Annotated in this window: 14 protein-coding genes; 6 read left to right on the top strand and 8 right to left on the bottom strand. The window is 70.6% G+C overall.

The window, feature by feature from the left end; genetic code table 11:
• Positions 1–80: 80 nt before the first annotated feature.
• Positions 81–3218 carry an efflux RND transporter permease subunit gene (locus MMSR116_RS03245; protein ID WP_010683768.1) on the bottom strand — a complete coding sequence of 1046 codons (3138 nt, stop codon included), beginning with the start codon at positions 3216–3218 and terminating at the stop codon, positions 81–83.
• A gap of 9 nt (positions 3219–3227) precedes the next feature.
• Positions 3228–4511: an efflux RND transporter periplasmic adaptor subunit gene (locus MMSR116_RS03240; RefSeq protein WP_010683769.1), complete on the bottom strand. Its 1284-nt coding sequence runs from the start codon at positions 4509–4511 to the stop codon at positions 3228–3230.
• 177 nt (positions 4512–4688) lie between these two features.
• Between MMSR116_RS03240 and MMSR116_RS03235 the strand changes: the two genes are divergently transcribed.
• A complete protein-coding gene (locus MMSR116_RS03235; protein ID WP_010683770.1) occupies positions 4689–4871 on the top strand; it encodes a hypothetical protein in 183 nt (60 codons plus the stop codon).
• 64 nt (positions 4872–4935) lie between these two features.
• Here the strand turns inward: MMSR116_RS03235 and MMSR116_RS03230 are convergent, their stop codons facing one another.
• The 4 genes from MMSR116_RS03230 to MMSR116_RS03215 form a co-directional block, all read right to left on the bottom strand.
• Positions 4936–5979, bottom strand: a complete 1044-nt coding sequence (locus tag MMSR116_RS03230) for a hypothetical protein (protein ID WP_010683771.1) — start codon at positions 5977–5979, stop codon at positions 4936–4938.
• Positions 5976–7070 carry a glycosyltransferase gene (locus tag MMSR116_RS03225; protein ID WP_010683772.1) on the bottom strand — a complete coding sequence of 365 codons (1095 nt, stop codon included), beginning with the start codon at positions 7068–7070 and terminating at the stop codon, positions 5976–5978. The genes MMSR116_RS03230 and MMSR116_RS03225 overlap by 4 nt, the downstream gene beginning before the upstream one ends.
• 87 nt (positions 7071–7157) lie before the next feature.
• Positions 7158–8252: a glycosyltransferase family 4 protein gene (locus MMSR116_RS03220; protein ID WP_010683773.1), complete on the bottom strand. Its 1095-nt coding sequence runs from the start codon at positions 8250–8252 to the stop codon at positions 7158–7160.
• Positions 8249–8467 carry a hypothetical protein gene (locus MMSR116_RS03215; RefSeq protein ID WP_158168504.1) on the bottom strand — a complete coding sequence of 73 codons (219 nt, stop codon included), beginning with the start codon at positions 8465–8467 and terminating at the stop codon, positions 8249–8251. The genes MMSR116_RS03220 and MMSR116_RS03215 overlap by 4 nt, the downstream gene beginning before the upstream one ends.
• A gap of 164 nt (positions 8468–8631) precedes the next feature.
• Between MMSR116_RS03215 and MMSR116_RS03210 the strand changes: the two genes are divergently transcribed.
• Together MMSR116_RS03210 and MMSR116_RS03205 are read left to right on the top strand one after the other, a co-directional pair.
• Complete coding sequence (locus tag MMSR116_RS03210) at positions 8632–9612, top strand: SPFH domain-containing protein (protein WP_039893114.1); 981 nt, start codon at positions 8632–8634, stop codon at positions 9610–9612.
• Positions 9613–9617: 5 nt separating this feature from the next.
• The gene (locus MMSR116_RS03205; RefSeq protein WP_010683776.1) at positions 9618–10073 is read left to right on the top strand and encodes an NfeD family protein; all 456 of its coding nucleotides are present in this window, start codon (positions 9618–9620) and stop codon (positions 10071–10073) included.
• A gap of 299 nt (positions 10074–10372) precedes the next feature.
• On the opposite strand, the gene MMSR116_RS03200 is transcribed toward MMSR116_RS03205, so the two are convergent.
• Positions 10373–10942 carry a ClpP family protease gene (locus MMSR116_RS03200; RefSeq protein WP_010683777.1) on the bottom strand — a complete coding sequence of 190 codons (570 nt, stop codon included), beginning with the start codon at positions 10940–10942 and terminating at the stop codon, positions 10373–10375.
• Positions 10943–11325: 383 nt separating this feature from the next.
• On the opposite strand from MMSR116_RS03200, the gene MMSR116_RS03195 reads away from it, so the two are divergent.
• Together MMSR116_RS03195 and MMSR116_RS03190 are read left to right on the top strand one after the other, a co-directional pair.
• A complete protein-coding gene (locus MMSR116_RS03195; protein ID WP_010683778.1) occupies positions 11326–11550 on the top strand; it encodes a hypothetical protein in 225 nt (74 codons plus the stop codon).
• A 31-nt stretch (positions 11551–11581) separates the two neighbouring features.
• Positions 11582–11953 (top strand): DUF6894 family protein, encoded by a 372-nt coding sequence (locus tag MMSR116_RS03190; RefSeq protein ID WP_010683779.1) that lies wholly within the window; start codon positions 11582–11584, stop codon positions 11951–11953.
• A 12-nt stretch (positions 11954–11965) separates the two neighbouring features.
• Here MMSR116_RS03190 and MMSR116_RS03185 read toward each other — a convergent pair whose 3' ends face one another.
• Entirely contained in the window at positions 11966–12409 is a 444-nt protein-coding gene (locus MMSR116_RS03185; RefSeq protein ID WP_010683780.1) for a DUF488 domain-containing protein, read from the bottom strand.
• Positions 12410–12611: 202 nt separating this feature from the next.
• On the opposite strand from MMSR116_RS03185, the gene MMSR116_RS03180 reads away from it, so the two are divergent.
• Entirely contained in the window at positions 12612–13496 is an 885-nt protein-coding gene (locus tag MMSR116_RS03180; protein ID WP_010683781.1) for a glycoside hydrolase family 25 protein, read from the top strand.
• Positions 13497–13602 lie beyond the last annotated feature (106 nt).

Raw genomic sequence — 13602 nt, 5'->3', positions numbered from 1 at the left:
CCGCGCGTCTCCGTTGATTCGACGGGGCTCAGTCACAGCCCATCGTGCCGCGCCGCGCAATGCGCGCCGCCGATTTGGTCCTACTCCGCGGCGACCCGCGGCGGCGCCGGACGGCCGTCATTGGCCGGATGCCCCGAATCGAAGGCGGGCGCATCCTCCGGATCGTCGCGCTCGCCCACGAAGCGGCCGAACAGGCGCTTCAGCAGACGCGACAGGTCGTCCATCAGCACGAAGATCGCCGGCACGAAGACCAGGGACAGCACGGTCGACACGATCAGCCCGCCGATCACCGCCACCGCCATGGGCGAGCGGAACTCGCCGCCGATCCCGAAGGCCATCGCGGAGGGGACCATGCCGGCTGCCATGGCGATGGTGGTCATCACGATCGGCCGGGCGCGCTTGCGGCCCGCATCGACGATGGCGACGGTCCGGTCGACGCCCGCGTGGATCTGCTCCACGGCGAAATCCACCAGCATGATGGCGTTCTTGGTCACGACGCCCATCAGCATCAGGATGCCGATCACCACCGGCATCGAGATCGGCATGTGGCAGATCAGGAGCGCCAGGATCGCGCCGCCAATGGAGAGCGGCAGCGAGAACAGGATGGTCAGCGGCTGCAGGAAGTTGCCGAACAGCAGGATCAGCACGCCGAAGACCATCATCAGGCCGGCGCCCATGGCCAGTGCGAAGCCCTCGAACACCTCGCCCATCACCTCGGCATCACCGGTCTGGCTGATCGTGACGCCCGGCGGCAGGTTCTTCGCCGTCGGCAGGTTCATGACCTTGGAGATCAGCTCGGCCAGGGCGTCGGTGCCCTGCATGTCGCCCTCGAGGGCGACGCGCACGGCCCGGTCGTAGCGGTCGATGCCGGTCGGCCCCTGACCCAGGCTGATATCGGCCACGGTCGCGAGGGGCACGGCCGTGCCGCCCTTCACCGGCACCTTCAGGGTCTCGAGGTCGGAGAGCCGCCCGCGCAGGCTCTCGGGGAGTTGCACGCGGATCGGGATCTGCCGGTCGGTGGCGTTGAACTTGGCGAGGTTCATGCCGATGTCGCCGATCGTCCCGACCCGCACGGTCTCGGCGATCGTGTCGGTCGAGACGCCGAGATCGGCCGCCACCCCGGGCTTCGGCCGGATCCGGACTTCGGTCCGATCCAGCGGCGCCGTCGACATGACGTTGACGAGGTGCGGGACCTGCTGCGCCTCGCGCTGGAGCTTGGCGGCGACCTCGGCCACCACGGCCTTGTCGGGGCCGGCGATGATGAGGGCGAGGTCGCGCTGCCCGCCCTCGCGGAGCGCCCAGAAACGCAGGTCCGGCTCCTCCCTGAGGATCGCCGCCACCTCGGCGTCGACCTGCTTCTGGGTGCGGTGGCGGGTGTTCTTCGGGGTGAGATTGATGGTGAGGCTCGCGAGCCGCACCTCCTTCTTGGCCGGAAGCTGGCGGCCGCCGTCCACGAACACGCTCTTCACCTCGGGCAGCGCGCGGATCTTGTCGACGATCCGGTCCGAGACCTGGACGGTGTCCGGCAGGCGGGCGCCGGGCGGCAGCTCGACTACGAACAGCGTGCGGGCCTGGTCCTCGGCCGGCAGGAAGCCCGCGGGCAGCAGGCCCGTCGAGGCGATGGAGGCGGCGAAGCACGCGATGCCGAGCACCAGCGTGATGAACTTGTGCCGGACCGACCACGCCACGAGGCGGGTGTAGCCGCGCATCACGACGCCGTCGCGCTCGTGGTCCGGACCGTGGTCGCGCAGGAAGTAGGCAGCGAGCAGCGGCGTGATCAGCCGCGCGACGAGCAGCGACATGAACACCGCCGCCGCGATGGTCAGGCCGAACTGCTTGAAGTACTGGCCGGCGATGCCGCCCATGAAGGAGACCGGCGAGAAGATCGCGATGATCGTCGCCGTGATGGCGATGACCGCGAGCCCGATCTCGTCGGCGGCTTCGAGGGACGCGCGATAGGGCGACTTCCCCATGCGCATGTGGCGGACGATGTTCTCGATCTCCACGATCGCGTCGTCCACCAGGATGCCGGTGACGAGCGTGATCGCCAGCAGGCTCACGGCGTTCAGCGAGAATCCGAGCGCGCTCATCACCCAGAAGGTCGGCAGCACCGAGAGGGGCAGGGCCACCGCGGCGATCAGCGTCGCGCGCCAGTCGCGCAGGAACAGCAGCACCACGACGACCGCCAGGGCGGCGCCCTCGATCAGGCCCATCATGGCCGAGTGATAATTGCCGATGGTGTTGTCGACGCTGGTATCGATCAGGTCGAAGCGCACGTCAGGATTGGCCGCGTGCAGGGCCGCGATCTTCTTGGCGACGCCCATCGACACGTCGGCGTCGCTGGCGCCGCTGGCGCGGGAGATCGCGAAGGCGACCACCGGCTCGCCGTTGAAGCGCGCGAAGGTGCGGGGCTCCTCGGCGGTGTCGGCGAGGGTCGCGAGTTCGTCGAGCCGGACCTTGCGGTTGCCCGGCACCACGATGGAGGTCTTGGCCAGCGTCTCGAGGCTCGCCGAGGCGGCGAGCGCCCGGATCGACTGTTCCTGGCCGCCGACCTCGGCGCGGCCGCCGGCCATGTCGGCGGAGGTCAGGCGGAGCTGCCGGTTCACGTCCGCGGCGGTGATGCCCAGCGCCAGCAACCGGTCGGGCTTCAGGGTGACGCGGATCTCCCGGGCGACGCCGCCGAGGCGCTCGACGCCGCCGACCCCCTTCACGCTCTGCAGGCCGCGGGCGACCACGTCGTCCACGAACCACGACAGGTCCTCGGGCGTCATAGCGGGTGCGGAGGCGCCGTAGATCATGATCGGCAGGCCGGCGATCTCCACGCGGGAGACGATCGGCTCGTCGATCGTGCGCGGCAGGTTCTGGCGGATCTTGGCGATGGCGTCCTTGACGTCGTTGGTCGCCCGATCCTGGTTCACCTCCAGGCGGAACTCGATCGTGGTGGTGGAGGTGCCCTCGGTGATGGTCGAGAGGATGTGCTTGACGCCCTTCACGCCGGCGACCGAATCCTCGACCCACTTGGTGACTTGGGTCTGGAGCTCGGCCGGCGCGGCGCCGGACTGGGTGATCGTCACGGAGACGATCGGGATGTCGATGTTGGGAAACCGCGTGATCGGCAGGGCGCGGAAGCTCACGAGCCCCAGGATCATCAGGACGAGGAACAGCACCACCGAGGGCAGGGGCTTCCGGATCGCCCAGGCGGAGACGTTGAGGCGCATGGCTCGGTCCTACCGCGGGGCCGCGTCGGCCATCGGCGTGCTCACGGCCGACGGCACGGCGCGCACCCGATCGCCGTCGCGCAGGAAGCTGCCGGCCCGGGCGACGACGCTCTCGCCGGCCGCGACGCCCGCGCGAATCTCCGTGAAGCCCTCGGCCGAGAGACCGGTGGTCACCGGCCGGGCTTCGACGCGCCCGTCCTTCACCACCAGCACGCTGGCGCGGCCGTCGGCGGCGTAGAGCAGGCTCGAAACCGGTACGGCGACCCCCGTGCGGCGCGCCACCTCGACGTTGCCGCGGGCGAAGGCACCGATGCGCAGGGCCGGGTCGTCGCCTAGCCGGATGCGCACCTTGCCGAGCCGCGTCGCCCGGTCGACCTCCGGGTAGACCCGGCGCACCTTTCCGGAGAGCCTTCGTCCGTCGTCGAGGTCGAGGCTGGCCGGATTGCCGACCTGCAGGCGGGCCAGCGACGTCTCGGGTACCTCGCCCTCCAACTCGATCTCGCCCCGAGCGATCAGACGGAACAGGGGCTCGCCTGCCGCGGTGGCGGTGGCGCCGACCCGTGCCGTGCGGCGGTTGACGATCCCGGCCTCGGGGGCGCGGATGTCGGTACGAGCCCGTCGCAGCGCGATCTCGGCCCCAGCGGCCCGGGCGGTGGCGAGGTCGGCCTGGGCCGACTGCAGGCCGCCCCTGGCGGCGGCGAGACGCCCCTGGGCTCCCTGCGCTGCCGAGACGCGCTGCTCCAGCACCGCCGCGGTGGCGTTGCCGGTCTTGGCGAGCGCCTGCGCGCGTTCCAGGGCCTGCTTGGCCTCGACGTTGGCCGCCTCCGCCTGGACGATCTGGCTCTGGGCCTGGACGATCGCCGCCTCGGCCCTGGCGATCGCCGCCGCGTTGGAGGCTTCCTGGGTGACGATCATCTCCAGCGACAGCTTGGCCAGCACCTGTCCCTTGGTGACGCGGTCTCCCTCCTCGACGAGAAGATCGGTGATGCGCAGGCCCTCGACCTCGGGTGAGACCAGGACCTCGTCCCGGGGCACGAGCGTGCCGGTGACGACGGCGCGCTCGACGATCTCGCGGTTCGCGGCCGGGACGACCGTGACTGCGGGCGCGATGGCCGCGGCGTCGGGGACGGCCGCGGTTTCGACGGCCCGCGCCGGAACCGCGGCAAGGAACGCGAGCCCGCATAGGAGGCCGAGGCGCGACGCGCGCCAACGGAGGATGTTCACGACGGGAGCCTCGCAGTTGGCGCTCGACTGGTATTCGCACTCCCTCGCTGCATAGGCCGGCGTTTTCATGGCGTGGGTCCTTATCCCGGGCGAGCATAGCGCGTTCGCGCGGGCCCGTCCCCGATCCGCACGCCGCAGGTCGTGCCACGCTGAAGGAAGCAGCGATTTAGAATTCTGGACCTGCAACCAGCCTGGAATAGACACGTTATTCGCGTGCTGGACTTTCGCCTGTCCGGGGAGGGGTGGATGAGCATCTTTCAGATTAAGCAGAAGAAGAGCGGTGCCGTGCTCTGGACCGGGGCGGCCGACGACGAGCAGACGGCCCTTGACGCCATGGCCCGCGAGGCCGGTTACCGCGACTTCATGGCCCTGCCGGACTCAATCCGGGCAGAGGGGATCGAGGCGGCGAAGCTCGACCTGATCTCGTAAAGATCTCGTTAAGCACGCCGCGTCTCGGGATGCGACGTCCAATTCCGTCATGGCCGGGCAGGCCTCACGGCCCGCCGAGCCGCCCGACCAGATCTTCGATTGCGTCTGCGCACGCGGCCACCGCGTTCGGGCGGTGCAGCTTTCCTATCACCGACGGATCGAGCGCCAAGCCGGCCCGGATCAGCTCCGGCCATGCGGAAGCGTCGGGCCAGCCCTCATGCACGATCGCGGCCCCGAGCCGTGCCAGCGCTGCCGCTTTATCGGTCTGCTCGCCGTAAGCCCGATCCTCCGGCAAGCAGATGAAGCGCTTTGCCTGACCCGCCGCGAGCGCCACGAGGCCGTCGCCGCCGCCGCCAATCAAAAGGGCCGCCCGCGCCACTCGGGTCTCCACGTCGGCGACCCAGCCGTGCAGGTGTAGATTTTCGGGCAGCTGACCGGAGCCGGTGACGGGCCCGAGAACATGCCAGGACCTGTCCGGCACGGCCCGGGCCGCCGAGGCGAGATCCGCGAGATCGCCGCCCGCGCCGCCGCGGCCGAACACCACAACGAGGTCATGACCAACCTCGTCGACCGGCTGAGATGGTGCGCCGAGAAAGCCCGCATACTGTGTCTTGGCCCGGATCCAGTCCGGCACGACCATGCCGTCGAGCGCCTCGGGGAAAGGCGCGAGCAGCCGCTCCGCGCTGCGGAAGGCTTCGAGATGGGGCTGGTCGGTGCGGGTGCCGGCGAGCCGCACCACCAGCGTCGGCACGGACAGCAGGCGCGCCAGCAGCGCGACCTCCACCGAGACATCCACCACCAGGAGCGCCGGTTCGGTCTGCCGAATCCAGTCGGCGATCCGCGTCATCCGGGCGCGCACGCCCGGATGGTTCAGGGGTGCATAGTGCAGGGCGTTCGGCCGCTCGGCCTCGCCGTCCCGGCCGTCGAATGCGTCCGCGTTGAGGGGGCGATCGTCGGGGAGGTCGATGACATCGAGCCCGGCCGTATCAAATCCCGCAAGCGTGCCGAGGATCGTGCAGGGGCGGGGCAGGGCGGCGGCCACCCAGCGGGCGCGCTGCAGATGGCCCGCGCCCTGATGGTGGACGTACCAGCCGATCCCCCGGGTCACGCCGCGTCCCTGAGAGCGAGGGCCAGGGTGTCGAGGTCCGCAAGCGCTTGGTCGAGGGGACATTCCCGTGCGGGCGGGCTGCGTGATTCGAGGATCCGGTCCGCGCCCTCCACGAAGGCGATGTCGTTGGTGCAACCGCCGACGGATGCGAGATCTTCGGCGCCGAGCCCGAGCCGCGCGCAGGCCGCGGCGCGGGCCGCGGGCGCAAGGTGGAAGGCCCTGCGCAGCGCCGCCCGGCGCAGGATCAGCGCCTGCCAATGGGCTGCCTCGGGCAGGGCATAGGCCTCGCCGCCGAGGACGCGGGCGCGGCGGGCCATTTCGGTGGCCATGCCGCCCGACACCCGGCCCTGGCGGCGGGCCGAGACCATCACCTGCACGTCGGGGCAGTGGCGCAGGCGGGCACCGTTCGCGCGCAGAAGCCCGACCAGGGCGTTGTCCTCGCCGCAGGGCAGTGCTGGCAGGCCCCCGACGGCACGATAGAGGCCTGCCGGGAGGGCGAGGCTCGCGCCAGTATGGTCGCCGTGACGGGGTGCGGGGTCGTGCGGCGGCGGGTCGAGGATATCCTCCAGGCGCCGGACCCCGGACCAGTAGCGCTCGATGCGCGCGTGCAGGGCCGCGAGATCGGGATCCGCCGCGTCGTCGTCATCGATCACGAGCCGCCCGCCGACCACGTCGGCGGCTCGCAGGGCGCGCAGGTTGGCCGCGACCCAGCCGGCCGGGAGGCGGGCATCGGCGTCGGTGGTGAGGAGGATGCCGTCCGGGTTCCCGTCCGCGGCGAGCCAGTCGGCCCCGGCATCGAGCGCCATGCGCCGCGCGGTGCCGACATGGGCCTCCGATCCTGTGAGGGACACGTCGATGATCCGCAGCGCGAGGCTCGCGAGGAGGCCCGAGCCCTCGACCTCGCGGACGGCCGCGACGGTCCCGTCCGTGCAGTTGTTGGCGAGGACCACCACCCGCAGCGGCGTCCGAGCGGAGACGCCCTCCTGCGCGGCCAGCGAGGCAAGCAGGCGCGGCAGGCGCTCAACCTCGTTCCGTGCCGGAATGCAGACGACGCAAGTGGTCGGCGTCGGGACGGCGGCTTCAGTGGTCATGTCGTATCTCCGTGGCACCGTCACCGACGGCGGAGGAGAGCGCGAGGGGCGGCCCCGCAGGGTTTTACGCTCCTCGGAGCGGCGCGCTCAGCCCCGCCCCCCGGCGACGCGCAGGGCGGGCTGCGCCCGCTCGGCGCAGCGCGCGATGACGGCCTCGTAAGCTTCAAGGTAGCGACCGGTCATGGCGGCGGCATCGTAGAGGGCCTCGGCCCGATTGCGGCAGGCCCGGCGCGACAGACCGGCGGCCTCGCGGATCGCCACCGACAGGTCCTGCGGATCGTCCGGGCGGGCGAGCCGGCCGCAGGACGTGTCGAGAATGTCCGGCATGGCGCCCCGGCGGAAGGCCGCTACCGGCGTGCCGCAGGCCAGCGCCTCCGCCACCACGAGGCCGAAGGGTTCCTCCCAGCGCGGCGAGACGATCGCCACCCGGGCACGGCCGAGATGATGCGCGAGATCCCGGTGCGACAGGTGGCCGAGATGCGTCAGATCCGGCCCGAGCCGTGGGGCGATCTCGGCCTCCCAGTAACCCGGGTTGAGCTTGGGCCCCGCGAAGGTCAGCGGCAGCCCGGCGGCGCGGGCGGCGTCGATGGCGAGGTGAAGCCCCTTCTCGGGCACGATCCGGCCGGACCAGAAGGCGAATGGCGGCGCGTCGGCCCTGTCCGCGTAGGCGAAGGTCGAGAGATCGACGCCGTTGTCGACCACCTGCGCGCCGGGCACCAGAGGCGCCCATTCCTGTGCCAGGGACGGCGAGACCGCGAGGAACGCCATGTCGGGATCGGCCTGCACGATTCCCCCGACGAGGGATTCGAAGGGCGGCGTGTGCAGCACCGTGATCCAGGGCAGGCCGAGCCGGCCGCTTTCCCGCAGGGGCAGGGCATGCAGCGAATTGTTGTGGACGAGGTCGAAGCCTCCGGCGGCGACAAGCTCCATCATCCGCCGATAGGCGTCCTCCTCCGCGCGGTCGATTGCCGCCTCGCGGTCCGGATCCAGGAGGGCGTCGCCCGTGGGGTCGCACAGCATCACGGGATCGAGTGCCGGGTCGGAGCCGCGGCTGGCGAACAGCGTCACATCATGCCCGTGCCGCTTCAGAGCGACGGTGAGGAGATGCGTGTGCATCTCCAGGCCGCCCGCGTAGGGCTGGCCGATCGGGTACTTCAGATGTGCGAGGACAGCGATCTTCACGCGCGCACCGAATCCGGTTGGTTGGGGATTTCTGCCGCCCGCAGCGGTGAGAAAGGACTTCTTTCCGCGGTGCGGGTGGCGGACATCATGCCGATTGTTTCTTCAACAAGCGTTGCGTTGAGGCAGTCGGAGCGACGACAGGCGCGACGCTTGCCGACGTCGTAAGCTCGGCGGCCTGAACCGATGATGATCGGTCCCGACAGGGGATTGTTCACCCAGACTCAGCTCCGCCGACCGGGAAGCGCGGCGGTCCCGGCCGGTATCCCGGGTGCGCGTCTGAGCCGCACGGTCGCGGCCGCTGCCCCGAGCTGCTAAGCAGTGGCCTCGCCGCCGGTCCTATGCGGTGCGGCGCGCGGAGGGAGCGTCGATGGGGGCGTCGATGGGTCTGCCGGTGGGCTTGAGCGTCTTCGCCGTGGGCGTCGCGGCGCTCGCGATCATCACACTGGCGGCGGGCGTGAAGATCGTCCCACAGGGCTACGTCTACACGGTGGAGCGCTTCGGCCGGTACGCCCGCAGCCTTGACGCCGGCCTCGGCCTGATCACGCCGTTCATCGAGCGCGTCGGCCGCCGGGTCAACGTGATGGAGCAGGTGATCGACGTGCCGAGCCAGCAGGCCTTCACCCGCGACAATGCCGGCGTGACCATTGACGCGGTGGTGTTCTACCAAGTGCTCGACGCGGCGCGCGCCTCCTACGAGGTGTCGAGCCTCGACCTCGCCGCCACGACGCTGACCATGACCAACATCCGCACCGTGGTCGGCTCGATGGATCTGGACCAGCTGCTGGCGCACCGCGACGAGATCAACGAGCGGCTGCTGCGCGTGATGGATGCCGCCGCCTCGCCCTGGGGGGTCAAGATCAACCGGATCGAGATCAAGGACATCGTGCTCCCGTCCGATCTCGCGGGGGCCATGGCCCGCCAGATGAAGGCCGAGCGCGAGAAGCGGGCCTCGATCCTGGAGGCCGAGGGGCAGCGCGCCGCCGAGATCCTGCGGGCGGAAGGGCGCAAGCAGTCGGCAATTCTCGAGGCGGAAGGCCGCCGCGAGGCGGCGTTCCGCGATGCGGAAGCGCGGGAGCGCTCCGCCGAGGCCGAGGCAGCGGCGACCGGGATGGTGAGCCGGGCGATCGCCGAGGGCGACATCGCGGCTGCCAACTTCCTCGTGGCGGAGAAGTACGTCGATGCCGTGCGGGCGATCGCCACGGCGCCCAACCAGCGGGTGGTCGTGGTGCCGATCGAGGCGGCGGCGCTGGCCGGGACGCTCGGCGGCATCGGCGAACTCACCCGCACGGTGTTCGGCGACGGGGCGGCGGCGCCCCGTCGCGCGGGGACCCCGCCCAACGTCGCGCCGCCGCGGGCCTGACTCCGATGACCCTCGCCTCCGTCTTCGCGGCCGTCGATGCTCTCGGGGCCGCCTGGGTGTGGGTCATTGCCGGCCTCGTCCTGGCGGGCGCCGAGATCCTGGTGCCGGGCGTGTTCCTGATCTGGCTCGGCCTGGCCGCCCTCGCGACCGGTCTCGCGACCGCGGCGCTGCCGATACCCTGGCAGGGCCAGACCCTTCTGTTCGCCGGCCTCGCTGTCGCCCTGGTGGGCCTCGCGAGCCGGCTGCACCGGCGCGGCGGGCCGGCGAAGCCCCACCTCAACCGTGCCGATCGCGGCCTGATCGGGCGCGAGGGCGTGCTCGAGGAACCGATCGTCCAGGGCGCGGGGCGCATCCGCTTCGACGATACGCTCTGGCGGATCGCCGGTCCGGACCTGCCGGCGGGGGACCGGGTGCGCGTCACCGGGATCAGCGGCACGGTGCTGCAGGTGGATGCGGCCTGAGGCGCCCGCATAGCCGGAGCTTCGGACGGACCCGCCGCCACAGGACAGACGCGGTCGGCACCGCCCTCCGTCCCGGACGCACGAAGCAGCGCTGCCGCGCGGCTTGTGATGTCGGTGCTCGGGGCCGTCAGCTGCCAGCGCGAATCGCGCCGTGCCGCGCGCGCGATGCCCGCACGCGCCAGTTCGGACCGCAGGGCCCGTGGCTCGGCTGTCCGGGAAACGCCGCGCAGGCCCTGGATTGGGATAGCGCTCTTCACCTATCGTGCGGCCTCGGTCACTTCCCGGCGCGTCGCGTGGGGTCAGATCACCGCCTCGATCAGGCCGCGCCGCTTAGCCTCCTCGGCCTCGAGGTACCAATTGGCGGGCGCCTTCTCGAGCACCTCGTCCAGGGTCACGTCCGAGCCCGCGATGAGGTTGGAGAAGCCTTCGTTCTGGATCGCGATGGAGCACAGGATCTCGTTGAGCGTGGCCTGCACGGAGGCGACGCAGGTGGTCAGCGGCCCCTGAACCTGCAGCTGCTTGTTCATCTTGCGCTCGTGGATCATCAGCCGGGTGCCGCAGGTCAGGTAGCGGTTCGGCCGGGCGAAGAAGCTCATGACGGTGGTGCCGGCCGAGTAGATCGCGGCCTTGCCGAGGAAGACGAAGCGCCGCTGCGGGTCCATGGCGCTGTTGAAACGGATGTCCTCGCCCATCATCCGGGCGACCTCCGGATCCCCGCCGAGGGTCGTCAGCTCCACCACGACGATCTCCCGGTCGCCGGCTTCGTCGAGCTGGCGGCGGAAGTTCCGGTACATGTCGTAGTCGACCGGGCCGGAGAGCAGCACCGCGGGGGATCGGAACGCGGTCGGGCTGAGGGGCGTCGTGTCCATGGTCCTACCCGGATGATCGGTTCGATTCGCCCTCGCAACGAATCGGCCAGTCGCTGCGACAATCCCGGCTTCGAGGCGATGAGGCCGCGAGCGCGGTCCCACAGGGGATACCGGTCTGTGAGTCTCGCTCCGTACCGGCACGCTGGCGGTCAATCGCCAGGGCGGCATTGCGGTTTCCAGATTTCAGGGCCGACCTCGCAGGGACGATCCGGAGAGAACCCCGTGTCCATCGTGGCGGCGCGCCGCCTCGAGACGTCTGGCCACAGCCAGAGGCGCCCCTTTCCCCACCTTGTCCACAGGTCTCGCCGCGTTGCGAAACGCCTTGGTAAGCGCCCGCGCACCAGGGTCGGCGCTCCGATCGAAATCCGGGCCCGGACACGATGATGACCAGCCAGCAGCTCGCCGACGAACTGAAGCGGATCGCCACCCATCAGGTCAGCGACATCACCCGTGCGGTGAAGGAAGGTCAGAAGTCGATCGCCCTCAACGAGGTCCGGGACATGGCGCGCCGCCTCGGCCTCCTGGCCGACGCGTTCGATCCGAAATCGGCCGATCCGAAATCGGCGCCCGAGAAGGCCGACGCCCTCGACGGCGCCCAGGCCGCCTGACGCTCGGACACGGCCCTCCCGAGGAGCCCCCATGGTTCACGCGCATTTCACCATCCGCCTCGACGGCGTCTCCCTACCCGCGTCGGCAGCGCAGTGGGTCGCGGATGCCGACGCCGCCCACGCCGCGGCGCGCATCATCGTCCAGGGCCTGATGCGCCAGCACGGCGGCGACCCGCGGCTGCTCGGCGCGACGATGGTGATCACCGACGAGGCGGGCGCGCCGCTCCTCGAACTCTCCTTCTTCGAGGCGCTTTACATGCCCGTCGAGCCGGTCGCCGATGCGGACCGCCGGCCGCGGGTCCCCCGCAAGATCGCGCCGACGCGCCTCGGCGCCGCGCTGGGCCCGGTGCGGCGGCTCGCCGGGGCCTTCGGAGTCCGGCTCCAGCCGCGGCCGGGTCACTGACCGCCGCGCGGCTCACCCGAAAAGATCGGTGACGGCGAAGCCCCGTCCGGCGAGGCGCTCGGCCAGGACGCGTCTGTGGCACAGCGCCGGATCCCGCTCGAAGCAGAGCAGGCAGATGGGCGCGGCCTCGGCCATGGCGGCCAACCCGTCGAGGGCCGCCTGCCCGGCGGCGGTGTCGAGCACCTCTTCGCAGTAGATTCGCCGCATCAGTGCCGCGTCGCCGGCCCGCGCCGCCTGCCGCCCCGATTTGGGCGTCCCGAGGCTGCGCAGGTGTGCGTAGCCGAGACCCGCCTCCGTCAGGGAGGTCCCGAGCGCGCCCTTCGAGAAGCCGCGCTTGCGCGAATTCGCCACGGCCCGGACATCGGCCAGGACCGCCACGCCGGCGGACTTCAGGACGCCGCCGAGGCGCTCCGTATCGAGCCCTTCGTAGCCTATGGTAAAGATTGTCTTGCTCACGGGGGCGTGACCGGACTCGCGTTTTCGAACCGACACTTAGCCGGATGTCTGCCTGTGAAACAGCGGGGGATCCCCGGTCTATGTCGCGGCGTTGCAACGCATCTCGGAATTCCGCCGCAATGATCGCAAAGCTCCGTTAACCGCGCCGGGGCCATCGAATACGCCTGTCTGTGGCGCTCTTTCGGTGGCGGGCTGAGCACTGATGACGCGAGTTTCGAAGCTTTCGCGGTCTCTGTCCCAGGACTTCACCCGGGCGCCGAACGGCCGCCTCAGGGCGGTCCGCCGGCTCGCCGGGCGGTTCGCCGCTGCCGCGATCCTTGCCGGCCTCGCCGCCTGCGCGTCGAACAACGATTTCTACCCCACGAAAGGGGATACCAAGCCCCATCCGGGCGTGGCCAAGGCCAAGCTCCATCCGATCCAGGGCATCGATATCTCGAAATGGCAGGGCAACGTCGACTGGGCTTCGGTCCGGGCGGCCGGTACCCAGTTCGCGTTCATCAAGGCGACCGAGGGCGGCGACCACGTCGACGAGCGCTTCCGGACCAACTGGGACGGCGCGGCCCGGGCCGGCGTGCCGCGGGGGGCCTATCACTTCGTGTTCTGGTGCCGCTCCGCCCGGGAACAGATGGAGTGGTTCAAGCGCAACGTGCCGAACGATCCCGCCGCGCTCCCGCCGGTGCTCGACGTCGAGTGGAACGGCCATTCGCAGACTTGTCCGAAGAAGCTGCCCAAGGCCCAGGCCCTGGCGATGGTCACCGAGATGCTGGAGGAGATGGAGCGCTACACCGGCAAGCGCCCGATCATCTACACCGACATCACCTTCCACAAGGACGTGCTCGAAGGCGAGCTGCCCGATTACCCGCACTGGCTGCGCTCGACCGCGGCCGAGCCTGAACAGCGGTTCGTCAACCGTAAGTGGATGCTGTGGCAGTTCACCTCGACAGGCCGGGTCCCCGGCGTGCAGGGCGATGTCGACCGTAACGCCTTCTACGGCACTCCGTCCGACTGGGCGTCGTTCCTGTCGACCGACTGCGATCCCCGGGAGCACAAGCGCCTCTCCGAACAGGGCCTATGCACGGACAAGTAGACTCGGCTTATGGAAATAAACCCAGGTTAGTTCGGCGGCGCGGCGCGCTTGGTAGTCATGAGGGGTCCGGACGCCGACGCGGTGAGCCGGTGAGGATCCTGTCCGG

Source organism: Methylobacterium mesophilicum SR1.6/6 (assembly GCF_000364445.2).
Classification (GTDB): Bacteria; Pseudomonadota; Alphaproteobacteria; order Rhizobiales; family Beijerinckiaceae; genus Methylobacterium; species Methylobacterium mesophilicum_A.
This window is presented reverse-complemented; position numbering and strand designations above follow the sequence as displayed.